This window comes from Cellulomonas biazotea, from assembly GCF_004306155.1.
GTDB lineage: Bacteria > Actinomycetota > Actinomycetes > Actinomycetales > Cellulomonadaceae > Cellulomonas > Cellulomonas biazotea.
Genome location: NZ_BIMR01000022.1, coordinates 1 through 23,934 on the forward strand (window position 1 = coordinate 1; position 23,934 = coordinate 23,934).

Annotated in this window: 23 protein-coding genes and 1 tRNA gene; 18 read left to right on the top strand and 6 right to left on the bottom strand. The window is 71.6% G+C overall.

Annotated elements, in window-relative coordinates; all coding sequences use genetic code 11:
• Together CBZ_RS02330 and CBZ_RS02335 are read right to left on the bottom strand one after the other, a co-directional pair.
• Window positions 1-289, bottom strand: a 289-nt coding sequence (locus tag CBZ_RS02330) for a sigma factor (protein ID WP_281274836.1), incomplete at its 3' end; no start/stop codon positions are given.
• Between the two features lie 2 nt (window positions 290-291).
• Window positions 292-657, bottom strand: a complete 366-nt coding sequence (locus tag CBZ_RS02335; RefSeq protein ID WP_130779999.1) for a YciI family protein — start codon at window positions 655-657, stop codon at window positions 292-294.
• A 153-nt stretch (window positions 658-810) separates the two neighbouring features.
• Between CBZ_RS02335 and CBZ_RS02340 the strand changes: the two genes are divergently transcribed.
• The 15 genes from CBZ_RS02340 (at window position 811) to CBZ_RS02410 (ending at window position 17,026) form a co-directional block, all read left to right on the top strand.
• Window positions 811-1,476 (top strand): dihydrofolate reductase family protein, encoded by a 666-nt coding sequence (locus CBZ_RS02340; RefSeq protein ID WP_130780000.1) that lies wholly within the window; start codon window positions 811-813, stop codon window positions 1,474-1,476.
• Between the two features lie 41 nt (window positions 1,477-1,517).
• A complete protein-coding gene (locus tag CBZ_RS02345; protein ID WP_130780001.1) occupies window positions 1,518-1,712 on the top strand; it encodes a hypothetical protein in 195 nt (64 codons plus the stop codon).
• A 330-nt stretch (window positions 1,713-2,042) separates the two neighbouring features.
• Entirely contained in the window at window positions 2,043-3,161 is a 1,119-nt protein-coding gene (locus tag CBZ_RS02350; RefSeq protein WP_130780002.1) for an ABC transporter substrate-binding protein, read from the top strand.
• Between the two features lie 71 nt (window positions 3,162-3,232).
• Window positions 3,233-4,657, top strand: coding sequence for an LLM class flavin-dependent oxidoreductase (locus CBZ_RS02355; RefSeq protein ID WP_130780003.1), 1,425 nt, complete (start codon window positions 3,233-3,235; stop codon window positions 4,655-4,657).
• Window positions 4,654-5,883: an MFS transporter gene (locus tag CBZ_RS02360; RefSeq protein WP_218022695.1), complete on the top strand. Its 1,230-nt coding sequence runs from the start codon at window positions 4,654-4,656 to the stop codon at window positions 5,881-5,883. Before CBZ_RS02355 ends, CBZ_RS02360 begins: the two co-directional genes overlap by 4 nt.
• Window positions 5,880-6,788, top strand: a complete 909-nt coding sequence (locus tag CBZ_RS02365) for an ABC transporter ATP-binding protein (protein ID WP_130780004.1) — start codon at window positions 5,880-5,882, stop codon at window positions 6,786-6,788. The genes CBZ_RS02360 and CBZ_RS02365 overlap by 4 nt, the downstream gene beginning before the upstream one ends.
• Window positions 6,781-7,779, top strand: coding sequence for an ABC transporter permease (locus CBZ_RS02370; protein ID WP_246012968.1), 999 nt, complete (start codon window positions 6,781-6,783; stop codon window positions 7,777-7,779). The genes CBZ_RS02365 and CBZ_RS02370 overlap by 8 nt, the downstream gene beginning before the upstream one ends.
• 70 nt (window positions 7,780-7,849) lie before the next feature.
• On the top strand, window positions 7,850-8,806 hold the full coding sequence (locus CBZ_RS02375; RefSeq protein ID WP_246012970.1) for a phosphatase PAP2 family protein: 957 nt from the start codon (window positions 7,850-7,852) through the stop codon (window positions 8,804-8,806).
• A gap of 79 nt (window positions 8,807-8,885) precedes the next feature.
• Window positions 8,886-11,636: a type I DNA topoisomerase gene (gene topA, locus CBZ_RS02380; RefSeq protein ID WP_130780006.1), complete on the top strand. Its 2,751-nt coding sequence runs from the start codon at window positions 8,886-8,888 to the stop codon at window positions 11,634-11,636.
• 65 nt (window positions 11,637-11,701) lie between these two features.
• Entirely contained in the window at window positions 11,702-12,706 is a 1,005-nt protein-coding gene (locus CBZ_RS02385) for a Gfo/Idh/MocA family protein (protein ID WP_130780007.1), read from the top strand.
• A 112-nt stretch (window positions 12,707-12,818) separates the two neighbouring features.
• Window positions 12,819-13,487: a dTMP kinase gene (gene tmk, locus CBZ_RS02390; protein WP_130780008.1), complete on the top strand. Its 669-nt coding sequence runs from the start codon at window positions 12,819-12,821 to the stop codon at window positions 13,485-13,487.
• Window positions 13,484-14,620, top strand: coding sequence for a DNA polymerase III subunit delta' (locus CBZ_RS02395; protein ID WP_130780009.1), 1,137 nt, complete (start codon window positions 13,484-13,486; stop codon window positions 14,618-14,620). The genes tmk and CBZ_RS02395 overlap by 4 nt, the downstream gene beginning before the upstream one ends.
• Window positions 14,621-14,662: 42 nt before the next feature.
• Window positions 14,663-15,223: a dihydrofolate reductase family protein gene (locus tag CBZ_RS02400; protein ID WP_130780010.1), complete on the top strand. Its 561-nt coding sequence runs from the start codon at window positions 14,663-14,665 to the stop codon at window positions 15,221-15,223.
• A 114-nt stretch (window positions 15,224-15,337) separates the two neighbouring features.
• Window positions 15,338-16,858, top strand: a complete 1,521-nt coding sequence (locus CBZ_RS02405; RefSeq protein ID WP_373862132.1) for an alpha/beta hydrolase — start codon at window positions 15,338-15,340, stop codon at window positions 16,856-16,858.
• 92 nt (window positions 16,859-16,950) lie between these two features.
• Window positions 16,951-17,026, top strand: a tRNA-Thr gene (locus CBZ_RS02410).
• Between the two features lie 58 nt (window positions 17,027-17,084).
• On the opposite strand, the gene CBZ_RS22065 is transcribed toward CBZ_RS02410, so the two are convergent.
• Entirely contained in the window at window positions 17,085-17,606 is a 522-nt protein-coding gene (locus CBZ_RS22065) for a tyrosine-type recombinase/integrase (RefSeq protein WP_307720741.1), read from the bottom strand.
• On the opposite strand from CBZ_RS22065, the gene CBZ_RS21645 reads away from it, so the two are divergent.
• The 3 genes from CBZ_RS21645 to CBZ_RS02425 all read left to right on the top strand — a co-directional run bounded on the left by CBZ_RS21645 (window position 17,517) and on the right by CBZ_RS02425 (window position 19,834).
• Window positions 17,517-18,272 (top strand): ParB/RepB/Spo0J family partition protein, encoded by a 756-nt coding sequence (locus tag CBZ_RS21645; RefSeq protein WP_246012975.1) that lies wholly within the window; start codon window positions 17,517-17,519, stop codon window positions 18,270-18,272. The genes CBZ_RS22065 and CBZ_RS21645 overlap by 90 nt on opposite strands.
• A gap of 574 nt (window positions 18,273-18,846) precedes the next feature.
• Complete coding sequence (locus tag CBZ_RS21950; protein WP_281274837.1) at window positions 18,847-18,978, top strand: hypothetical protein; 132 nt, start codon at window positions 18,847-18,849, stop codon at window positions 18,976-18,978.
• 334 nt (window positions 18,979-19,312) lie between these two features.
• A complete protein-coding gene (locus CBZ_RS02425) occupies window positions 19,313-19,834 on the top strand; it encodes a hypothetical protein (protein WP_130780012.1) in 522 nt (173 codons plus the stop codon).
• 340 nt (window positions 19,835-20,174) lie between these two features.
• On the opposite strand, the gene CBZ_RS02430 is transcribed toward CBZ_RS02425, so the two are convergent.
• The 3 genes from CBZ_RS02430 to CBZ_RS02440 all read right to left on the bottom strand — a co-directional run bounded on the left by CBZ_RS02430 (window position 20,175) and on the right by CBZ_RS02440 (window position 23,763).
• Window positions 20,175-22,088, bottom strand: a complete 1,914-nt coding sequence (locus CBZ_RS02430; RefSeq protein ID WP_130780013.1) for an ATP-binding protein — start codon at window positions 22,086-22,088, stop codon at window positions 20,175-20,177.
• A gap of 80 nt (window positions 22,089-22,168) precedes the next feature.
• Window positions 22,169-22,699: a hypothetical protein gene (locus CBZ_RS02435; RefSeq protein WP_130780014.1), complete on the bottom strand. Its 531-nt coding sequence runs from the start codon at window positions 22,697-22,699 to the stop codon at window positions 22,169-22,171.
• Between the two features lie 80 nt (window positions 22,700-22,779).
• Entirely contained in the window at window positions 22,780-23,763 is a 984-nt protein-coding gene (locus CBZ_RS02440; protein WP_130780015.1) for a hypothetical protein, read from the bottom strand.
• Window positions 23,764-23,934 lie beyond the last annotated feature (171 nt).

The window sequence follows — 23,934 nt, forward strand, 5'->3', positions numbered from 1 at the left end:
GGTCCACGGCGACCGCCGCCTCCCGGGCCCGCCGCGCGCTGTCCGACCGCCACGCGTCGGTGAGCCGCCGCCGCGCGACGGTCGTCAGCCACGCGCGCGGGTCGTCCGGCACGCCCGCGACCGGCCACTGCTGCGCGGCCGCGAGCAGCGCCTCCTGCACCGCGTCCTCGCACGCGTCGAACTGCCCGTGCCGCCGCACGAGGGCCGCGAGCACCTGCGGACCCGTCGTGCGCAGCAGGGTCTCGACGTCGTGCGGCAGCGGGGGCGGCGGCGAGGGCTGCGGGGGCACCGTCACATCTCCGCGCCGGAGTCCTCCATGAGCGCCCGCACCTCGATCGCGCCGCCGAACCGCGTGTCCGGCCACCGCGCCGCGATCTCCTCCGCACGCGCCAGGTCCTCGACGTCGATCGACACGTACCCCGCGAACTGCTCCTTGCTCTCGACGAACGGGCCGTCGGTGAGCGTCGTGCGGCCGTCGACGTGCCGGGTCGTGCGGGCGGTCGCCGGGTCGGCGAGCGCGGCACCGCCGACGAGCTCGCCGCGCTCGGTCAGCTCGGCGAGGATCTCGTCGACCTCCGCGAACAGGGTGGTCCGCTCCGCGTCCGAGATCTCGTCCGTGAAGCCGGGGCGGTTCCAGATGAGCAGCATGTACTTCATGGGTCTGTCCTTCCGTCCGACGGCCAGCCCGACCGGGTGGCTCACGACCTGGTCGGAGCCGACCGCGCGTTCTCGACACCGCCGTCGTGTCGAGATCCGTCCGTCTGCTCCGACCACCCGACGACAGCATCTCGACACGACCAGGAGGACGCCATGACCCGGACCGGAAAGCTGCGCGTGCACACCCTGTCGGTCAGCCTCGACGGCTTCGCCGCCGGCCCCGACCAGTCCCTCGACGAGCCGCTCGGCGTGGGCGCGATGGAGCTGCTGCACGGGTGGATGTTCGGCACCCGGCGGTTCCGCGACCTCGACGAGGCGCAGGGCGTCGCGCCCGCCGACGCGCTCGACGAGGCGGCGGTCGACGCGGGCTTCGAGGGCATCGGCGCGTGGATCCTGGGCCGCAACATGTTCGGGCCGGTCCGCGGCGACTGGGGCGACGGCTCGTGGCAGGGCTGGTGGGGCGAGGACCCGCCGTACCACTGCGACGTGTTCGTCCTGACGCACCACCCGCGGCCGCCGCTGGAGATGGCGGGCGGGACGACGTTCCACTTCGTCACCGACGGCATCGAGGCCGCCCTGGACCGGGCGCGCGAGGCGGCGGGCGGGCTGGACGTGCGGCTCGGCGGCGGTGCGGCGACGGTCCGCCAGTACCTGCGGGCGCACCTCGTCGACGACCTGCGCTACGCCGTGGTGCCGGTCCTGCTCGGTCGCGGTGAGCGGCTCTTCGACGGTCTCGACGACCTGCCCGCGGCGTACCGGGTGGCGTCGGTGCGGCAGTCGTCGAGCGTGCTGCACGTGCACGTCGAGAAGGCGGCCTGAGCGGGCACGGCGACGCGCTGACGGCGTGCGCGTCGCTCGTCGTGCTCGACCTGCAGGCGACGTCGCTGCGCAGCGGCCGCACCGCGGAGGCGATCGACGCGGCAGCCGCGGCCCTGGAGCTGCGGGGCGGGTGCCTGCTGTGCATCAACGCGGACGACGACGTCCGCCGCCGGCTGGGCGCGTGCCGGCACGCGGTCGTCGTCGCGGCGGGGGAGCCGGTCCCGGTCGGTCGCTGACGGTTGCGGCCGGCGCTCGCGCGTCGACCTCACCGGCGCGAGCGCGTCGCTGTGCGAATGACCGCATCCTGGGACGAATCAGACCAACCCCTGACACCCGTCACACCCGCTGGTACACATGCGGCCTCCCGACACCCCTGGAGGCGACCATGTCCTGTCGTGGCATGAGCTGTCCCGCCGGTCGAGGCTGACCGGCCCTCTCGCCGAGAACGGCCGGTGAGACGCCCGACGTCCGCCGGCACCCGCACCACCCACCACGTGGGTTCCTCGCACCTCCCGCTGCGGCTGTGCGCCGCCGCGCGCTCCCGCGCGCCCTTCCCCAGGAGAACCATGTCCCAGCACGTCCTGAGCGACCCCGCGCACCGGGGTCGCCGCACGCCCGCACCCCGCACCGCCGCACCCCGCACGGCACTCGCCCTCGCCGCCGCCGCCCTGCTCGCCGGCCTCGCCGCGTGCGCGCCGGCCAGCGCCGGCACCACGACCGACGAGTCCGGCGCGACCGTCCTGCGCTACCAGGGCTCGGTCGGGCAGGTCGGCTACCCCGAGCTCGCCGAGGACCTCGGCTACTTCGAGGACGTCACGCTCGAGTGGATCGGCGACGTGACCGGCGGCCCGGCGTCCATCCAGGCCACCGCGACCGGCGAGACGGACTTCGGCGGCGCGTTCAACGGCGCGATCGTCAAGCTCCGGTCGTCGGGCGCCCGCATCACGTCCGTCATCGGCTACTACGGCTCTGACGACAAGACGTACGGCGGCTACTACGTCCCCGAGGACAGCCCGATCCAGGGCGCGCACGACCTGCTCGGCAAGAAGATCGGCATCAACACCCTCGGCGCGCAGTCGGAGTTCGTCATCCGCGAGTGGCTCACGCGCGAGGGGCTGACGAAGGACGAGATCGCCCAGGTCGAGCTCACCGTCGTGCCGCCGATCAACGCCGAGCAGGTGCTGCGCGAGGGCCAGGTCGACGTGTCCGCGCTGAGCTTCGTGCAGAAGGACGTCGCCGAGGCCCGCGGCGGCCTGCGCTCCCTTTTCTCCGAGAAGGACCTGTTCGGCGAGTTCACCTACGGGTCGCTCGTGTTCCGGGACGAGTTCGTCGAGGAGAACCCCGAGGCGGTCGCGGACTTCGTGCAGGGCGTCGCGCGGGCGATCCGCTGGGCGCAGGTCTCGCCCGTCGAGGAGGTCCGCGAGCGGTACACGCGGATCATCACCGAGCGCGGGCGCGACGAGACGACCGACCTGATCCCGGTCTGGAAGTCGACCGGCATCGCGGGTCCCGGCGGCGTGATCGCCGAGGAGGAGATCTCCACGTGGGTCGACTGGCTGGTCCGCGAGGGCGAGCTCGAGGAGGGGCAGGTCGCCCTCGACGACCTCTACACGAACGAGTTCAACCCGTACGACAACGGCACGTACGAGCCCGGGTCCGGACCCGACGGCGAGTCGCTGTCCTGACGTCCCGCGCGCCCACACGGGGCGCGCGCCCCGCACCCGACCGCACTGAGCCCGACGACCCAGGAGCCACCATGACCACCTCCGCACGGCAGCTCGTCCTCAACCTGTTCATCCACCCGACCGGCCACCACGAGGCGTCGTGGCGGCACCCGTCGAGCGCGCCCGACCGCATCCACTCGGCCCGCTACTACCAGGACCTCGGACGACGGGCCGAGGCGGCGAAGTTCGACGCCGTCTTCTTCGCGGACGTCCCGCACCTGGGCCCGAACGTCGAGCACGGTGCGGCGGGCTGGCTGGAGCCGATCACGACGCTCGCGTCGATCGCGGCGGCCACCGAGCGCATCGGCCTCATCGCGACGGCGTCGACGACGTTCTACGAGCCGTACAACCTGGCGCGGCTGTTCGCGTCCCTCGACCACCTCAGCGGCGGTCGCGCGGGCTGGAACATCGTGACGACGGCGTCCGCGGGTGCGGCGGGGAACTTCGGGCTCACGCAGTTCCCGGAGGTCGAGGAGCGGTACGCCCGCGCGACGGAGTTCGTCGAGACGGTGACGCGCCTGTGGGACTCGTGGGAGGACGACGCGATCCTCCTGGACGTCGAGAGCGGCCGGTACGCCGACCCGGCGAAGATCCACGCCGCCGACTTCGCGGGCGAGCACGTGCGGGTGGCGGGCGCGCTCAACGCGCCGCGCTCGCCGCAGGGGTACCCGGTGCTCGTGCAGGCCGGGGCGTCCAACGAGGGGCGCGCGTTCGCGGCCCGCTGGTCGGAGGCGATCTTCACGGCGCACCAGCGCCTGCAGGACGCGCAGGCGTTCGCCGCGGACATCCGCCGGCAGGCCGTGACCTTCGGGCGGGACCCGCAGGGCATCAAGATCCTGCCGGGCATCAGCCCGTTCCTCGGGTCGACCGAGGCGGAGGCGCGTGCGCTGGAGACCGAGTTCAACGAGCTCACCGTCCCCGCGTACGGACTGCGTCAGCTGTCCGTGCTCACGGGCGTCGAGCTCGGCGAGGACCTGCTCGACAAGCCGGTGCCGCCGGAGCTGTTCGCGGCCGCCGGGGACGTCACCGACAACAACCGGTCGCGGCTCCAGGTCGTCGCGGGCATCGTCGAGCGCGAGCAGCCCACCGTGCGCGGGCTCCTGCACCGGCTGGCCGGTGCCCGCGGGCACCGGGTCGTCGCGGGGACGCCCGAGCAGGTCGCCGACACGATCACCGAGTGGTTCACGCAGGGCGCGGCCGACGGGTTCAACGTCATGCCGCCCGCCCTGCCGACCGGGATCGAGGTGTTCGCCGACCACGTCGTGCCGATCCTGCAGGCCCGTGGCCTGTTCCGGACCGAGTACACCGGGACGACGCTGCGCGACCACCTGGGCCTGCCGCGCCCGGTCAACCGGTACGCCGCGGAGCGGGCGGGCGCCGACGCCGCGAGCACCCCGGCCTCCGGCTCGGCCGACACCCCGGCCGCCACCCCGGTCGACGCGCTGGTCCGCGCGTGAGCGGCACCCCGCCGGCAGCCCTGCGGGACCTCGTCGGTCCCGTGTACGTCCCGGCCGCGGTCTTCGGCGTCGGCCAGGGCGCCGCGCTGCCGATCGTCGCGCTGACCGCGCGCGACCTCGGGGCGTCCGTCGCCGTGTCCGCGCTCGTCACCGCGCTGACCGGGGCGGGGCTGCTGGCGGGGGACCTGCCGGCCGGGCGGATCGTCGCCCGGTTCGGCGAGCGCCGCTCGATCCTGGGCGGTGCGGCGGCCGGCGCCGTCGGCGTCCTGCTGTGCCTCGTCGCGTGGGACCTGTGGTCGCTCGCGGTCGGGGTGCTGCTCGCGGGCAGCGCGATGTCGGTGTGGTCGCTCGCGCGGCAGCGGTACCTCACCGAGGCCGTGCCGCTCGCGCTGCGGGCCCGGGCGATGTCGGTGTTCGCGACGGCGTGGCGGGCGGGCGCGCTCGTCGGGCCGTTCGTCGGCGCCGCCGTCATCACCGCCGTCGGCCTGCGCGGCGGGTTCGCGGTGCAGCTCGTCGCGGTCGTCGTGTCGGGCCTGCTCATGGCGCGGCTGCCCGACTCCGCGTCGCGCACGGTCCGCGACGGGTCCGCACCCGTCACACCGCTCGCGGTCGCGTCCACCTACCGGCACATGTTCCTCACGCTCGGCATCGGCACCGTGCTGCTGGGCGCCGCCCGGGCCTCCCGGGACGCCGTCGTGCCGCTGTGGGGCGACCACATCGGCCTCACGCCGGCACAGGTCAGCCTGCTGTTCGGCGTGGCCGGGGTCGTCGAGGTGCTCGTGTCCTCACCCGCCGGGCACCTCATGGACCGGTTCGGGCGGCGGGCCGTCGCCACCCCGTCGCTCGTCCTGCTCGGCACCGCGTACGTCCTGCTGCCGCTCACCGGCACCGCGCTGACGCTCGGCCTCGTCGCCGTGGTGCTCGGCATCGGCAACGGGTTCGGCAACGGCGTCGTCATGACGATCGGCGCCGACGTCTCACCCGCCACCAACCGCGCCGAGTTCCTGGCGTCGTGGCGGCTGCTGCACGACGCCGGCATGTTCGGCGGCCCGCTCGCGATCGGCGTCGTCGCCGCGCAGACGCTCGTCGGCGCGAGCCTCGTCATCGCCGCCCTCGCGGGCGCCGGGGCCGTCGTCATGTGGCGGTCCATCCCCACGTTCATCCCGTTCCCCGTCCGGGCGCGCGACACGGCCCGGACCACCGCACCCGAAGGGACCCGCACATGACCACCACCACCCCGAGCCCGCCGCCCAAGCTGCGGTTCGAGCACGTCCACAAGGAGTTCTCGGTGCGGGCCGCCGGTCGCGGCCGGGGCGCCCGCACGGCGTTCACCGCGCTCGACGACTTCACGCTCGACGTCCCCGCGGGGGAGTTCCTCACCGTCGTCGGCCCGTCCGGGTGCGGCAAGTCGACCCTGCTCGACCTGCTCGGCGGGCTCACGCGCCCGACGTCGGGGCGCATCCTGCTCGACGGCGAGCCCATCACCGGCCCCGGCCTGGACCGGGGCGTCGTCTTCCAGCAGTACGCGCTGCTGCCGTGGCGGACCGCGCGCGCCAACGTCGAGTTCGGCCTGCAGGCGAAGGGCGTCGGCCGCAAGGAGCGGGCGGCGCTCGCAGACGAGCACCTCGAGCTGGTCGGCCTCGCCGGGTTCGCGGACCGGTACCCGCACGAGCTGTCGGGCGGCATGAAGCAGCGCGTCGCGATCGCGCGGTCGCTCGCGTTCGACCCGGAGGTGCTGCTCATGGACGAGCCGTTCGCGGCGCTCGACGCGCAGACCCGCGAGTCGCTGCAGGACGAGCTGCTGCGGATCTGGCGCGCGACCGGCAAGACCATCGTCTTCATCACGCACGGCATCGACGAGGCCGTGTACCTGGGCCAGCGGGTCGCGATCATGACGCCCCGCCCGGGCCGCCTGCAGACCGTCCGCACGATCGACCTGGACCGCAGCGGCGACGACGTCCGCTCGACCGCGCGCTTCGGGCGGCTGCGGCACGAGATCTGGTCCGCGCTGCACGCCGACGCGACGTCCACTGCGGCGTCCGCTGCGACGTCCGCTGCGACGTCCGACGCCGGCGACCCGACCCCGGCGGCCGACGTGTCGCCCCGAGAGCTGGAGGCGTCCCGTGCCTGAGAGCCCGACCGGCCTGCTCGACCTCAGGTCGCTGCGCGGCCGCGCGCCCCGCGGCGGCAGCGGCGCGACAGCGAGCGTCACCGCGCCCACCGCGCCCACCGATCACACCGATCACACCGATCACACCTCGGGTCCCGCCGCCGTCGACACCGTCGGCTTCGCCGACCCGCCCACCCTCGGACGCCGGCCCGCCGTCGTCGCTCCGCGGGCGTCGGCCGGCCGCCGCGTCCTCGACCTGGCGACCCGCGCGGCCCGCTCGTCGGTCGCGATCCTCGCGCTGCTCGCGCTGTGGGAGGTCGCGCCGCGCGTCGGGCTGACCGACCCGGTGTTCCTGCCGCCGCTCAGCACGGTCCTCGTCGCGTTCGGGGACCTCGCGACGAGCGGCGAGCTCGCGACGCACGTCGCCGCGAGCCTCGGCCGCGCCGCCGCCGGGTTCGCCATCGCGGTCTCCGTCGCGATCCCGCTGGGCATCCTCATCGGCTGGTACAAGCCCGTCGCGGAGCTGCTCAACCCGATCCTCGAGCTGTTCCGCAACACGGCCGCCCTCGCGCTGCTGCCGGTGTTCATCCTGGTCCTCGGCATCGGCGAGACGTCGAAGATCGCGCTCGTCGTGTACGCGTGCTCGTTCCCGGTGCTGCTCACGACCATCACGGGCGTGCGCACGGTCGACCCGCTGCTCGTGAAGTCCGCGCGGTCGCTCGGCCTGTCGCCCGTGCGCCTGTTCCGGCACGTCGTGCTGCCCGCGGCCCTCCCGACGATCTTCACGGGTGTCCGGATGGCAGGGGCGGCGTCGATCCTCGTCCTCATCGCCGCGGAGATGGTCGGGGCGAAGGCCGGGCTCGGGTACCTCATCACGTACACGCAGTTCAACTTCCAGATCCCGAAGATGTACGCGGGGATCGTCGTGATCGCGCTGGTCGGGGTCACGATCAACGGGCTGCTGCTCACCCTGGAACGACGCTTCTCGCGGTGGCGGACCGCATCCGTCTGACCCGGTCCGGACCCACGGGCGGGCGCCGCCGACGGCCCGGCGCCCGCCCGCCGTGACCTACCGTGGTGTGGTGAGCAGCCCGCCCGTCACGCGACCCACCCCGGTCGTGCCCCCGCGCGCCCCGGACCGCCGCGTCGGCGTCGTCGTCGTGTGCGTCGCCGTGGCCGTCGCGTCGGTCGTCGGCGTGTGGGCGCTGTGGCGGGTGTTCGTCACGACGGAGTCCGGGCAGCTCGTCGAGCTCGCCGCCCTGCGCGGCGCCGAGTACGGCCAGACGCAGCTCTGGCGGGTCGCCGAGCGTGTCCTCGACATCGTGTCCGTCGGCTTCATCGCGGCCGTCATCCTCGCCGCGATGCTCATCGCGGTGCTGCGCCGCCGCTGGGAGCTCGCGCTGCAGGTCGCGGTCCTCATGGTCGGCGCGAACGTCACGACGCGGCTGCTCAAGCTCGAGGTGTTCTACCGGCCGGAGCTCGGCGTGCCGGAGAGCTACGGCAACACCCTGCCGAGCGGGCACACGACGGCTGCCGCCTCGGTGTCGGTCGCGCTGCTGCTCGTCGTCCCGCCGCGCGTGCGCCCGTGGGCGGCGCTGCTCGGCGCCGGGTACACGACCGCGACGGGCGTCTCGACGCTCATCGGGCAGTGGCACCGGCCGTCGGACGTCGTCGCCGCGATCCTCGTGGTCCTCGCGTGGGGCGCGGTGGCCTGCGCCCTCGTCGCCCTCACGCGACGCCGGGCCGCGACGTCGACCGGTGCGCTGCGGCGCGTCGACGAGGACGGCAACGCCCCGGCGGGACGCCGGTCGCTGCGCCTGGCCGTCGGCGTGCTGCTGGTCACGGGCGCCGCGTCGGCGGGCGTGGCCGTCCTGTCGCTGTCGCGCACCTGGCAGCACCTGGGCGCGGTACCCTCGCGCGCCGACCAGGTCCTCGCGTACGTGGGCGGTGCCACGGGGTCCCTCATGGCCGCGTGCGTCGCGTTCGCGGTGCTGCTCCTGCTCCGGCAGGCCGCCGCGGCGCGGTTGCCGGACAGTTGACGGCACGACGTAGAGTCCCCAGCGGTGAGGTAGGTGCGGGTCGCAGCGGCCCGCACGGTCGGTAGGAAGGCCTGACGCAATGTCTGCAGGGCGCAAGCTCGTCATCGTGGAGTCGCCTGCCAAGGCGCGCACGATCGCCGGTTACCTCGGTGAGGGGTATGACGTCGAGGCGAGCGTCGGGCACATCCGGGACCTCCCGCAGCCGTCCGAGCTGCCGGCCGACATGAAGAAGGGGCCGTTCGGCAAGTTCGCGGTCGACGTCGACAACGGCTTCGTCCCCTACTACGTCGTCGACCCGGACAAGCGGAAGAAGGTCAGCGAGCTCAAGAAGCTGCTGAAGGACTCCGACGAGCTCTACCTCGCCACCGACGAGGACCGCGAGGGCGAGGCCATCGCGTGGCACCTGCTGCAGGAGCTCAAGCCGAAGGTCCCCGTCAAGCGCATGGTGTTCCACGAGATCACCCCCGAGGCGATCCAGCGGGCGCTGTCGAGCACGCGCGACCTCGACGACCGCCTCGTCGACGCGCAGGAGACCCGCCGCATCCTCGACCGCCTGTACGGGTACGAGGTCAGCCCGGTGCTGTGGCGCAAGGTCCGCCAGGGCCTGTCCGCGGGTCGCGTGCAGTCCGTCGCGACGCGCCTGGTCGTCGAGCGCGAGCGTGAGCGCATGGCGTTCGTCGCCGCCGACTACTGGGACGTGACAGGCACGTTCGCCGTGCAGGACGCGTCGCAGCCGCAGTTCTCCGCCCGGCTGTCGGGCGTCGACGGGCGGCGCGTGGCCACGGGCCGCGACTTCGACGACCGCGGCACGCTGCGCTCGTCGGACGTCGTGCACCTCGACGAGGCGTCCGCGCACGCGCTGGTCGCGGGCCTGGACGGCGCCGACTGGTCGGTCCGCTCGCTCGAGACGAAGCCGTACACGCGCCGCCCGGCCGCGCCGTTCACGACGTCGACGCTCCAGCAGGAGGCGTCCCGCAAGCTGCGCATGTCGTCGCGGCAGACGATGCGCACCGCGCAGACGCTGTACGAGAACGGCTACATCACCTACATGCGGACCGACTCGCCCGCGCTGTCGACGCAGGCGGTCGACGCCGCCCGGCGCCAGGCGTCCGAGCTGTACGGGCCCGAGTACGTGCCCGACGCGGCGCGCGTCTACACCTCGAAGGCGAAGGGCGCCCAGGAGGCGCACGAGGCCATCCGTCCCGCCGGTGACCACTTCCGCACGCCCGCCCAGGTCGCACGCGAGATCACCGGCGACCAGTTCCGCCTGTACGAGCTCATCTGGAAGCGGACCGTCGCGTCCCAGATGGCCGACGCGCGCGGCCAGACGGCGTCCGTCCGGATCGGCGCGACGGCGCGCCCGTCCGGTGACACCGCGGTCGGGTCGGGCGAGGTCGACGCGGTCTTCTCGGCGTCCGGCACGGTCATCACGTTCCGGGGCTTCCTCGCCGCGTACGAGGAGGGCCGCGACGTCGCCCGCTACGACGACGACGCCGCCGAGCCGGCCGCCGCGGAGAAGGGCGAGACCCGCCTGCCGACGATGGCCGAGGGCGACGACCTCACCGCGCGGGACCTCACCGCCGACGGCCACCGCACGTCCCCGCCGCCGCGCTTCACCGAGGCGTCGCTCGTCAAGGCGCTCGAGGAGCGCGGCATCGGCCGTCCCTCGACGTACGCCGCGACGATCTCCGTGATCCTCGACCGCGGCTACGTCACGGCCCGCGGGCAGGCGCTCGTGCCGTCGTGGCTCGCGTTCGCGGTGACGCGGCTGCTGGAGGAGAACTTCGACCGCCTCGTCGACTACGACTTCACGGCGTCGATGGAGGAGGACCTCGACCTCATCGCGTCGGGCGAGAAGGAGCGCAGCGACTGGCTCAGCCAGTTCTACTTCGGCGACCCGGCCCTGCCCGGCGAGGGTGAGGGCCTGCGCGACCTGGTCGCGAACCTCGGCGAGATCGACGCCCGCGAGGTCAACTCGATCGAGATCGGCGACGGCATCGTGCTGCGCGTCGGCCGGTACGGGCCGTACCTGGAGGACGCGTCCGTCCTCGGCGAGGACGGCAACCCGCGCCGCGCGTCCGTGCCCGACGAGCTCGCACCCGACGAGCTGACCGTCGAGAAGGCCCGCGAGCTCATGGAGACGCAGCCCGAGGGTGACCTCGTGCTGGGCGAGGACCCGACGACGGGCACGACGATCGTCGCGAAGAACGGCCGCTACGGCCCGTACGTCACCGAGCTGCTGCCCGAGCCGGAGCTCGACCCGTCGCTGTCGGCCGCCGCCCGCAAGAAGGCCCTGGCCGCCGCCCCGAAGCCCCGCACGGCGTCGCTGTTCAAGTCGATGACGCTGCCGACGCTCACCCTCGACGACGCGCTGCGCCTGCTGTCGCTGCCGCGCGTGGTCGGCACGGACCCGGAGTCCGGCGCGGAGATCACCGCGCAGAACGGCCGGTACGGGCCGTACCTGAAGAAGGGCACCGACTCGCGGACGCTCGCGTCGGAGGAGGCGCTGTTCACGACGACCCTCGACGAGGCGCTCGCGATCTACGCGCAGCCCAAGCGGGGCCGTGGCGCGACGGCCGCACCGCCGCTGCGCGAGCTCGGCACCGACCCCACGTCGGGCAAGCCGATCGTCGTCAAGGACGGCCGGTTCGGTGCGTACGTGACGGACGGAGAGACGAACCGCACCCTGCCGCGCGACGTCACGCCCGAGTCGATCACCGAGGCGCAGGCCGTCGAGCTGCTCGCCGAGAAGCGCGCCCAGGGCCCGGCGAAGAAGAAGACGCCCGCCCGCCGGACGACGACGCGCGCGAAGGCGCCCGCCAAGAAGTAGCCGCGACGCCGGCGGGCGCCCGTCGCCCGCTGGCCGAGCCGCCGAGCCGCGCTAGGTTGTCCGGCATGGCTCGTACCGAGGACCCCCGTTCCGCACCGCCGATCCGCTGGGGCATCCTCGGCGCCGGCAACATCGCCGGCGCGTTCGCCGACGCCGTCACCCAGCACACCCGGGCGCAGCTCGTCGCCGTCGGCTCGCGGCACCGTGACCGCGCCGAGCGGTTCGCGACGGCGCACGGCATCCCGACGACCCACGTCGGCTACCGCCAGCTCGTCGAGGACCCGCAGGTCGACGCGGTGTACGTCGCGACGCCGCACTCGGAGCACCGCGAGCACGCGCTGCTCGCCATCAAGGCCGGCAAGCACGTGCTCGTCGAGAAGGCGTTCACGCGCAACGTCGGGGAGGCGCGCGAGGTCTTCGACGCCGCCCGCGAGGCCGGGGTGTTCGTCATGGAGGCGATGTGGACGCGGTTCCTGCCGCACGTCGCCGCGCTGCACCAGGTCATCGAGGCGGGCGAGATCGGCGACATCGTCAACCTGTCCGCCGACCACGGGCAGGCGTTCGCGTACGACCCCGCCAGCCGTCTGTTCGCCCCGGAGCTCGCGGGCGGGGCGCTGCTCGACCTGGGCGTGTACCCGGTGTCGTTCGCGCACGACTTCCTGGGCGTGCCGGACGCCGTGCACGCCGTCGGGTCGCTCACGCAGACGGGCGTCGACGGGCAGATCTCGATCGTCCTGTCGTACGGCGAGCGCGCGCAGGCCACGCTGTCGACGACGCTGTGGGCCAAGACGCCGACGGTCGCGCTCATCTCCGGCACCGAGGGCAACATCCAGGTCGCGGGCAGCTTCTACGCGCCGACGTCGTTCCGGGTGCAGCGCACCGACGGCCGCGTGTGGACCTTCGACCAGCCGGGCACCAAGGGCCTGCAGTTCGAGGCGGCGGAGGTCGCGCGCCGCGTCGCGGCCGGCGAGACGCAGAGCCCGCGCCTGACGTGGGACGACACGCTCGCGGTCATGGAGACGATGGACGAGGTGCGTCGGCAGGTCGGGGTGGCGTACCCCGGGGAGTGAGCCGCGGGGCGCGGCGGCGGTCGTCGTCGCGCCCGGGGCGGTTCGCCGCCGCGCGCGCGGGTCGTCGGGCCTCGGCGGTCCGACGTGGGCGGGCGCGGCTACCCTGGCGCACGTGACTTCTGGTGCGGGCCTGTTCGTGTCGTTCGAGGGTGGCGACGGGGCGGGCAAGTCGACCCAGGCCCGGCTGCTCGCCGACCGCCTGCGCGGCGCGGGCCGCGAGGTCGTCCTGACCCGTGAGCCGGGCGGCACCGAGCTCGGCCTGCTGCTGCGCGACGCCGTGCTGCACGGCGACCACGTCGACGCCCGGACGGAGGCGCTGCTCTACGCGACCGACCGTGCCCACCACGTCGCGTCGCTCGTCCGGCCCGCGCTGGAGCGCGGGGCGGTCGTCCTCACCGACCGCTACCTCGACTCGTCGGTCGCCTACCAGGGCACGGGCCGCGACCTCGGCGCCGACGAGGTCGAGCAGCTCTCGCTGTGGGCGACCCGCGGCCTGCTGCCCGCCCTGACCGTCCTGCTCGACCTCGACCCGGACGTCGGCCGCGCGCGCCTCACGTCCGCGCCCGACCGGCTGGAGAGCGAGGGCGACGACTTCCACCGCCGCACCCGGCTGGCGTTCCTCGACCGGGCGTCGGCCGACCCGGACCGGTGGCTCGTGCTCGACGCGACGCGGCCCGCCGACGACCTCGCGGCGGCGATCGGCGAGCGGGTCGACGCACTGCTCGCGGCGGGCGTCCCGGGGGCGGGAGACGCGGCGGGCACCGTCGAGGTGACGTCGTGAGCGTGTGGGACGAGGTCGTCGGGCAGGAGCCCGCGGTCACCGTCCTGCGCACGGCCGTCGAGGACCCGTCGGCGATGACCCACGCGTGGCTGCTCACCGGCCCGCCCGGGTCGGGGCGGTCCAACGCGGCGCGCGCGTTCGCGGCGGCGCTGCAGTGCGTCGACGGCGGCTGCGGCCGGTGCCACGACTGCACGACGACCCTGGGCGGCACGCACCCCGACGTCACGTACGTCGCGACCGAGGGCGTCGTCATCCGCGCCGACACGGCCCGGCCCCTCGTGGAGCTCGCGCAGCGGTCGCCGTCGCGGGGGCGCTGGCGCGTCATCGTCGTCGAGGACGCCGACCGCCTCAACGACACGAGCGGCAACGCGCTGCTCAAGGCCATCGAGGAGCCCGCGTCCCGCACGGTGTGGGTGCTGTGCGCGCCCAGCCCGCAGGACGTCCTCGTGACGATCCGCTCCCGCAGCCGGTCCGTCGCGCTGCGCGTGCCGCCCGTGGACGCCGTGGCTGCGCTGCTCGTGTCCCGCGACGGCGTCGACCCGGACGTCGCCGGGATCGCCGCGCGGGCCGCGCAGAGCCACGTCGGGATCGCCCGGCGGCTCGCGCGCGACCCCGAGGCGCGCGCACGCCGGTCGGCGGTCCTCGCGATCGCCGCGCGCATCCGGGGCGTCGGCGACGCGGTCCTCGCCGCGGGCGACCTCGTCGAGACCGCGCAGGCCGACGCGAAGGCCGCGACCGAGCACCGCGACGCCGCCGAGAAGGCCGAGCTGCTGCGTTCGCTCGGCGCCGAGGGCGCGACGACCCTGCCGCCCGCGCTGCGCTCCCAGGTCCGCCAGCTCGAGGACGAGCAGAAGCGTCGCGCGACGCGCGCCCAGCGCGACGTGCTCGACCGTGCCATGGTCGACCTGCTGTCCCTCTACCGCGACGTGCTCGTCGTGCAGCTCGGCGCCGGCGTCGAGCTCGTCAACGTCGAGCACGCCGAGGCAGTGCGGACCCTCGCGGAGCAGAGCACGCCCGAGCAGACGCTGCGGCGCATGGACGCCGTCGGGCAGGCCCGTACCCGCATCGCGGGGAACGTCGCGCCGCTGCTCGCGGTCGAGGCCATGGCGATCGCCCTGCGCCCGCAGGGCTGACGCACCGGTCCGCGACCGGTCCGACGCGGGAGGGGGAGCGCGATGGGGGCGCTGACCACCATGGGCATCACGTCGCTCGACGGGTACGTCGTCGACGCGGACGGCAGCTTCGAGTGGGCGATGCCGCCCGAGGACGTGCACGCCTACGTCAACGACCTGCAGCGACCCGTCGGCACCTACCTGTACGGGCGGCGCATGTACGAGGTCATGCGCTACTGGGGCTCGCCCGACCTGCTCGCGGACGACGAGCCGGTCGTCCGGGACTACGCGCAGGTGTGGCAGGCCGCCGACAAGGTCGTCTGGTCGACGACGCTCGACGCGGTGACGACGGACCGCACACGGCTGGAGCGGTCGTTCGACCCCGCGGCGGTGCGGGCGCTCGTCGACGCCTCGCCCACCGACGTGTCGATCGGTGGCCCGGGACTCGCCGGCCTCGCGCTGCGCGCCGGGATCGTCGACGAGGTCGGGCTGTTCGTCGTGCCCGTGGTCGTCGGCGGCGGCACGCGGTTCCTGCCCGACGGGCTCCGCCTCGACCTCGACCTGGTCGACGAGCGACGGTTCTCCCACGGGGTGGTCCATCTGCGGTACGCACGGCGGGCGTGATCCGGGCAGGTGCCCCGCGCCGACTACCGTGGGCGGGTGCCCGCCGCCCTGACACCGTCCTCCGCCGTGCCCGCCCCGCCCCCGCAGCGACCCCGCTCCCGCGTGCGCGCTGCCCTGGCGTCGCGGCCGGGTCGCGGGCTCGTCGTGGCGGTCGTCGCGACGCTCGCGCTCGCGGGCTGCGTCGCGGACAAGCACCAGGCGCAGGTCCCGACGTCGGCGGCCACGGCGACCGGTGCGCCGACGCCCGAGCTCGCACGGTTCTACGACCAGGTGCCCGAGTGGACGTCGTGCGCGCAGGGCGAGTGCGCGACCGTCGTCGTCCCGCTCGACTACGCGGACCCCGAGGGCACGACGATCGAGCTCGCGCTCGCGCGGCACCGGGCGTCCGGCGGCGAGTCCCTCGGGTCGCTGCTGATGAATCCCGGCGGGCCCGGTGCGTCGGGCGTGGACTTCCTCGCGCAGGCGACGTCGATGGTGAGTGAGGACGTGCAGCGGCAGCTCGACCTCGTGTCGTTCGACCCGCGCGGCGTGCAGCGGTCCAGCCCGGTCGCGTGCCTCGACGGGCCGGAGCTCGACCGTGTCACCGCGTACGACCCGGACTACTCGACGGACGCCGGCATCCAGGCCGCGATCGACGTGTTCGCCGAGGTCGGCGCCGCCTGCCAGCAGCGCACCGGCCCGGCGATCGGGCACGTCGACACCGTGAGCGCGGCGCGCGACCTCGACGTCCTGCGCGCGGTCCTCGGCGACGACGCCCTCACCTACCTCGGCTACTCGTACGGGACGCAGCTCGGCGCGACGTACGCGGCCCTGTTCCCCGAGCGGGTCGGCCGCCTCGTGCTCGACGGCGCGCTCGACCCGACCCTTTCGTCCGACGAGCTCGCCGAGGGGCAGGCCGCCGGGTTCGAGAACGCGCTGCGCGCCTACGCCGCCGACTGCCTCGCGGGCGCGCAGTGCCCCCTAACCGGGTCCGTCGACGACGCGATGGCGCAGATCCGCGCGCTGCTCGACCACGCCACCGCCGACCCGCTGCCCACCGGCACCGACCGCCGCCTGACGGGCTCGCTCGCGTTCTACGGGATCGCCCTGCCGCTGTACTCGCAGCCGTCGTGGCCGTACCTCACGCAGGGCCTGCGCGCCGCCCTCACGCAGGACGACGGCTCGATCCTGCTGCAGCTGTCCGACCTGTACTTCGACCGCGAGTCCGACGGCACCTACGCGACGAACTCGACCGAGGCGTTCTGGTCCATCGGCTGCCTCGACGACCGGCAGAGCGCCGACCCCGACGAGATGCGCGCGCAGGCCGAGCGCATCCAGGAGGTCGCCCCGACCATGGGGTCGTTCTTCTCCTACGGCGGCGTCCTGTGCGCACAGTGGCCCGTCCCCGTCGTCGGCGGGCTCGACGACTACTCCGCGGACGGCGCCGCGCCGATCCTCGTCGTCGGCACCACGAACGACCCCGCGACCCCGTACGCGTGGGCCGAGAGCCTCGCCACGACCCTGTCGTCCGCCTCGCTCCTCACCTACGAGGGGGAGGGGCACACCGCGTACGGGTCGTCGAACGCGTGCGTCACCGACGCCGTCGACGCGTACCTGCTCAGCGGCACGCTCCCCGACGACGGCACCCGCTGCTGACCGCCCACCCTCGCTTTGGAGCCTGGGCCGGGCTCCGGGTACAGTAGGCGCGCTCGCCGTGCTCCGAGGGTCCGCCCCCGGATGACGACGACGCCGCCTTAGCTCAGTCGGCAGAGCGTCTCACTCGTAATGAGAAGGTCTGGGGTTCGATTCCCCAAGGCGGCTCCATCAGGAACCCGCGTCTGACCAGGTCTTTCAGCCTGGACCGGCGCGGGTTTCTTGTCTCTCAGTCGGGTGAGGCCGGTTCGTCGCGCACCCCCCGCGCACCCCCGACCTCGTTGAGCCGGCTCAGACCAGCCTGATCGGCCCCTGTTCCGAGGAAGTGCAGGTACCGGTTCGTCGTCGCGATCGACTCGTGCCCGCACCACGCCTGGACCGTCCCGGGGTCGACGCCGCGCGACAACCACAGGCACGCGGCCGTGTGGCGGAGGTCGTGCAGCCGCCGCCCGCCGCCGGTCGTCGTCCAGTGGACCGCTCTGAGGACGGCCGACCGGTGGAGCTGAGCGCCCTGCGAGGTCGTCAGCAGGAGATCAGCAGCGCCCTTGCCGGCAGCGAAGTCCCGCACGATCGGGAGGACGCGGTTCGCGAGCGGGACTCGCCGGGAGCTCCGGCCCTTCGTCGGCAGAGCACCCGACTCCGGCAGACAAGGCGGCTCACCATGAGCGACACCCAGAACACCAGCGACGGCACCACCATCGCCGCGTTTAGCGACACCGGCGATGTGACCGTGATCGCGGAGACCCGGCACGTCGACGCAGCCTCCACCGTCGAGCAGGTCGACCCGCGCACGCTGCTTATCGAGGCCAACGTCCGGACGTCGGTCGACCTGGACCCCGAGTTCATCGCTTCCGTGCGTGACCTGGGCGTGCTGACTCCGGTCCTGGTGCACCGCACCGCCGACGGGCTGCGGGTGCGAGCCGGGCAGCGGCGCACCCTGGCCGCGATCGAGGCGGGACGTGACACCATCCCGGTGCTCGTCCTGGACGGCGACGAGGACCAGGTGCAGCGCGTCGTCGAGCAGTGGTCGGAGAACCACCACCGTCGCGCCCTGTCGGTCGCGGACGACGCGGCCGCGTTCCAGCAGTTGTCCCTGCTCGGGCTGTCCGCCGCGCAGATCGCCAAGCGCACCAAGGCGAAGAAGTCCAGGGTCACCACCGCGCTCGCTGTCGGCGGCTCGGCGCTCGCCTCAGCGGCAGCCGCGAGATACGACCTCACCCTCGACCAGGCCGCCGTGATCGCGGAGTTCGACGACGACCCCGAGACGGTCAAGGTTCTGACCGTCGCCGCCGTGAAGGAGCCCGGCCGGTTCGAGCACCTCGCCCAGCGTGCCCGCGACGAGCGCGCCCGTGCCGTCGAACTCGCCGCGTTCGTCGCGGACCTCACTGCTCACAGCACCCGCTCGTGCGGGTGCTGAACCTCACTGACACCGAGGGGAACGTCCTGACCGACGAGTCCCATGCCACCTGCCCCGGCCACTCCGCAAGGGTCCGCGTCGGCTGGGACGGCAGCCCGTACATCGCCGCCTACGGGTGCACGGACCCCGCTCAGTACGGCCACCGCGACGCCCCCGCTCCCGCCGCCGGACCCTCGCCCGCCGAGCAGGCCGAGGACGCCGAGGCCAAGAAAGCCGAGCGACGCCGCGTCATCGAGAACAACAAGGCATGGCGGTCCGCCGAGACCGTCCGCCGCACCTGGCTCGCCACATTCGCCCAGCGGAGGACCGCCCCGAGAGACGCCGCCTCATACCTCGCCAACACCGGCGCGATCGGCGACCTCGACCGCGCCGGACGCGAGGACCGGCACGCACTAGCCCGCACCTGGCTCGGACTGCCCGATGCGCCGACCGGCTACTACGGGACCGACGATGCGTTCAGCGACGCGATCGCCAAAGCCAGCCCGGCCTGCGCTCAGATGATCGCGCTGGTGGTCACCCTGGCCGCGACCGAGGCTCGCACGGACGTCGGCACCTGGCGCGACGCCCCTGCCATGTGCGCGACTACTTCGCCGCCGTCGCGCGCTGGGGCTATCCGCTCTCCGATGTCGAGGTGCTGGTCGCCAGACCGACCACCCCGCATGACGGCCGCGTCGACGCCAAGGAGCAGGACGCCGTCGCGAATTAGGGCGGCCGAGACGCGTAGCCAGCCCCCAGGCCGGGGGCACGTACAAACCCCCGGCCCGGGAAGGCCGCCTGCGTTCCCGATCTCACGCCGGTCGCGAAGTGAGCGCACGGTCCCCTTCCAGCGGTCTTCGTCTCCTCGATGTGTCAATCCCATCAGCGAGGAGCTACCCGTCGTCTTCGATCGCCCCCGTGCAACACGGGACTTCCGCCTGGTTCCTGGTCTTCCTCCGGTTGTGCGGCGAGTGCTCAGAGCCTCGACATGGAGGCGTGGCGCGAATCAGCGACCTGTTCGCAACAGGCTCATGGTTGGCCAGACAGACGCCGATGTGCGAGTTGTGGACTTCTGGGTGGCGGTAGTGGGTCTGGTCAGCGCGGTCGGAGTTGCTCTCGTGGCGAGATTCCCCGGAAGCCGACGAGACGATCGACTTCGGGATTCGATCAGCAAGGACGTCGAGTTGCTGGCGGCGTTGACCGACACCGACCTTCGGGAGCCCCACGCCGCGCACATTGCGGCGCGGCTCTCCGAATTGCGCGACCTGCGCGCGCAAAGGACGTCGGCTAGTGATGCGCTCCTTACCCTTGGCGCCCTGGCCGTTGCTGTCGGGTGGTTCACGCTGATAGGTGTATTCCTCTTGCTCGGCGAGTTCGAGGCAGCTCGAGCGTGGGCGGCGGGACCGCTCGCCGGTGGTGCGCTCGCGGCCTTGGCGGCGGGAACCGTGCTGTCGCTCGGTGTCTACTGCTGGCAGGCGTTCGGATGGGTGAGGACGAAGAGCGCTCGATGGACGCGCTCGCGCGGCTCGACGTCTCAAAGTTCGGGTGTTACCGCAGCCGGCGGTCGCGAAGGAGGGACCTCGTAGCGTCGGCGCCTTCCGTGCCTCGGTGGTCCAGCACTGGCGCACCCGGTCGTCGCCGTCGCCGGCCGTACTCCAGCGCCCCGGGAAGAGGCCCCCGCCTGCATGATCGGTGACCCCCGATGGCTGAGGCGACACGAGGCAACGGGAGGTTATGGAGCCATCTGTGCGCAGACAGTCGCGCCAAGCACAGCATCCCCGCCCTCATCCGCAGCCTCCTCGATGTCGACAGCCGGCGCCCACGGGCGGCGCTGGTAACCCACCAACGGTGCACCCCTACGAGGTCGGCCCCGCCGGGGTGCGCAGCCGATCCGCGTGTGCGCCGCGCGCGGGCGACAGATCGCGTCTACTCCGTCGCATCGGTGATCAGACCGTATGGCGGAATCTCGGGATTCCGGGTGTAGTGGACAATCACATGCTGTCCAACAAATTCCGGGGGCGTGTTGTCGATGACTACGAGCTGCGCGCCAGCACCGTCGCCTTCCAACCATCGCAGAACGTGGCGATAGAAATTCTCGACGAGCTGGGTATCCGCGAACTCGGGGTCATTCCTATCCGCGGAGTGGCCAAGGTTCTTCTGAGGGCTATCAATAACAAGCAGGCCAGGTGCGGCCGCGTCGCTCTCGAAGGCAAGTTCCCATATGGCCAGGTGATACGCAAGGCTAATCAACACGAGCCCACCGCTACTGGCTCGCGTATAATGCATCCCGCGCACGTATGGAATTAGGGCGTCGTCGATCCACGCATCGCTGAGTTTCGGGTATCCAAAATCACTGAGAATTTCGCGAAACCTGTCGGATAGTCGACGAATCACCGCTGAGCGGTCGGGCCGCTTGCGACCTTCGTTTCGTTCATTGCGAAGCCGCTGCAGCGTAACTTCGAGTCGCGCGCGACGTTCGCCGGCATCTGTGACCCGCTGCCAGGATCGGAGCCCGGACTTTGCGAACTGCAAGTCAAGCCGCGCTTGTCCTAGTTTCCCCGTCAAGGCATCGCGCTCCGCGAGCCATGGCGCCGGAGTCTCGGCGACGTGATCTATCGACACGGCCAGCTCCTCGGCCAGCGCCGCGGCTCGGCGTTGTTCCTCCTCCAAGCGTGCGCGATCCCTGTCGAGGCGTTCCCAGTACTCCGTAAGATCCGTCAGGCGGCGGCTCACCGCGCGTAGTTCGGCTTCGAGAAGCGCCTGACTCGATTCCACAGCCGTGACGTCGCCGATAGATCCGGGGGCACCGATCTCGGCGTGGCACAGCCCGCACTTCCCGTCATCGACCGATAGCACCGTTTCGAGCCGGCGCATGCACGCGGGGCATGTGACGACGCTAAGAGGGTCGAAGAGTCGCTCTGCTTCCTGGAGAAAAGTCAACTTCTTCTTGTCGTCGGCGTACTGCGCTCGGAGCGCAGTTAGCCGGTCGAGGAGGCTTTGTCGATCACGAACTCGCACTGAAGCTCGAGAGGCGTCCTTCTGAGCAGATTGCAGTTCTGCACGGAGTTCCGCGAGGGCGCCGTCGTTGGATCTACGATTTGCGTCGAGGCTCGCGATGAGCTCAGTGGTCCTCAGTATCACTGCCTCAGCGCTCTCGCGTTCCGCATTAAGCCCGAGCGGTCCTGTGGGGTAATCCTCTAAGGCGACTGCTTCGAGGGCATTCTCGGCTCGCCTTGCTGCGTTGACCGCCTCGCTTGCCGCCTTTATATCGGCTAGTAGTTGAGCCCCCTCCGGATCGTGTACGCCAAATATGACGTCAATCAGCTGGCGGAACTTCTGGGCGAGCATATAGTGAGATTTCTCAAACGCGAGGTCCATATTGTCCAGCCTGCGATTAGGCAGGAACATGACTCGAAACACGTCGCGGATGCTGAGGCGATGGGCGTCTGATTGCTCCTGCGTCGGGGCGAGTGGAAGACTCACTCCATCGAGTCCGAAGCCCCTCAACACGAACTGCGAAAGCCCTTCAGGATCGCTCGTCGGCTCGGTTGTCACTCTGATTTCGTCGGCCTGCGCTATTTCATCGATCGGCGCGCGCCAGGTTGAGGCGAAGGATGACGCTCTCCCTGCGGCGGCGCGCTCGATCGTCGTTAGCTCTCCGCCTAGCTCGATCTCAAGCAGTGCGGTCCGAACGGCGCCCACGATCTCAGCGTGCTCGGGCTGTTCGTCATCACCAAGCAGGTACATGATGAAGTCCGCGATACTTGTCTTGCCGGTTTGTGTTGGTCCAGCAATGACCGAAAGAGGCATCCAAGCGTCGTGCTCGTCCGTGAACGACACACGGTAAGGGCCCTTCCCCGGCACCCCAGCCAAACGGAGTTCGCGGAGCCGTACTCCTCTTACCGTCGGATCAACTTGGGTCATTCGCCACTACCGTCCTTAACCATCACGGAATCCGGCGTTACGTCGTCGAGAAGATCGACATCGAGCCAGGACTCGCCAAGCCACTGCTGCACACTCTTGGTTAGCTTTGCGTCCGAGAGCGGGTTGAGTCGGCGCATAACGATCCGCGCGGACGTTCGATAGCCATCCGCATAGACGGTCAGCAGTTGCTTCGACAGTTCGATGCCGGGTCGTGTGAGGTCGATCGCACCAGTTTCGAAGGTCACGAGGCCTAGCGCCACAAGTCGAGCTAGGTCACGCTGCAGGCGGCGACGACGCGAGACCCATCTTTGACCGGTCGAGGCATAGGAGAGTTGTCGTTCCGTGAACCCTGCCAGTTTCACTGCGACCCAGTCGCTTCGATCGCGTACCGTCGGGCCGCGTCCGATCACCACGAATGGGTTTGCGGCGAAGAAGTCGTAGTATCCCAACCTATCCACCGTCTTGAGTGGCTTGTTGAGTTCCGACGCCACCGACAGGAGCAGGACGAGCTGTGCAAGCCGAAACACCTCGCTATCGTCCGCCTGCCAGGGGCGCGTGTCCAAGTACGCGTTTCGATCAGTCGGCCGCTCCCTCTCGCGCCGCCCCTTCATTTCGTCTCCACCGTCGCATCGGCTCTGAGCGTCTCCTGGCTCTTTCCGTGCTCAGCGGCGACATCGCGCCAGTGTGTTACCCATCCAGCACGCGAATCCTCGACCAACCGGTGCGCGATACCTCTTCGATGTGCGGGGCGGAGCCTGAGGCCCTCGGGATCTGGCGCGTTACCGGCGGCTTCCACTACGCGTTCAACGAGGCCAGCCATTTGGCCACTCGCCGTTGCGTGCGGTACGGCGTCGTTGTAATGACGCTCCCACAACTCGTGGACCTGGAGATGTAGTTCCGCGATCGCGCTACTTGCGTCTACGTTCTCTCGAGCAGTTATGTCGCGGACCAGTGCATCGGCAGCAAAAAATAGACCACGCGCGGCGTCCGTCTCGACTTTCCCTGCTTCGCGAAGTTGACGAACGAACAGTGCGTCGTCGAACCTGGATATGTCCGGCGCTTCAGCGAGAGGCTCAAAACTAAGCGTTCCGTCCGCAGTGGCTGGAAAGTAGCTGCGTTGGATGTCCTGCGCGTCGGGACGCAGCAGTTTGCCCCGGATGACCGAGCCGCTCCAAAGGTCGATTGCCACGCCGTGAGCCCTTGATTGCCGTCCCTTCCATCCATCAAACCAATGCCGCTCCTCGGGGGTCATGTCGAGTGGCAGGCACAACGTCCACGCGTCCAGCCGGATCTTGTGCTCTTCGGCCTTCTTCAGGATCTGCGCGAACGATCCCCGTATTTCGCTCTGCTGGGAACTGCCAACTCCATTCATAAAGAACTTCGACTGCCATACGGCTACGGCGCCGTCGAGATCGCCGACGAATGTATCGATGCCCCAATCGCGCCCCCCCGGACCTGCAACTGTGTCGGCGAAGGTGAATTCGAGTCGAACAAGGTCGGTTATGAACTGTTGGAACATCTCCCGGGCGCCGCCATCGGTGAGGCACCTGAGGCGAAAGTTCTGGAAGAGTAGATTTGCCGTCGGTAGCACGCCGCCTCCGTCACCTCGCCCAGGTCGTCGCTTCTTCGTTCGACGACGGTCGCTGTTGGGTATGCAACTGGGCTCTCGGTCACCGCAAGTCCCTGACAGCTGGCGTCGCTACGCCTTACCTTGCCCTATCTCGGTGCGGCCTGGCCTCAACTTGAGCGCGCGCACACAGGC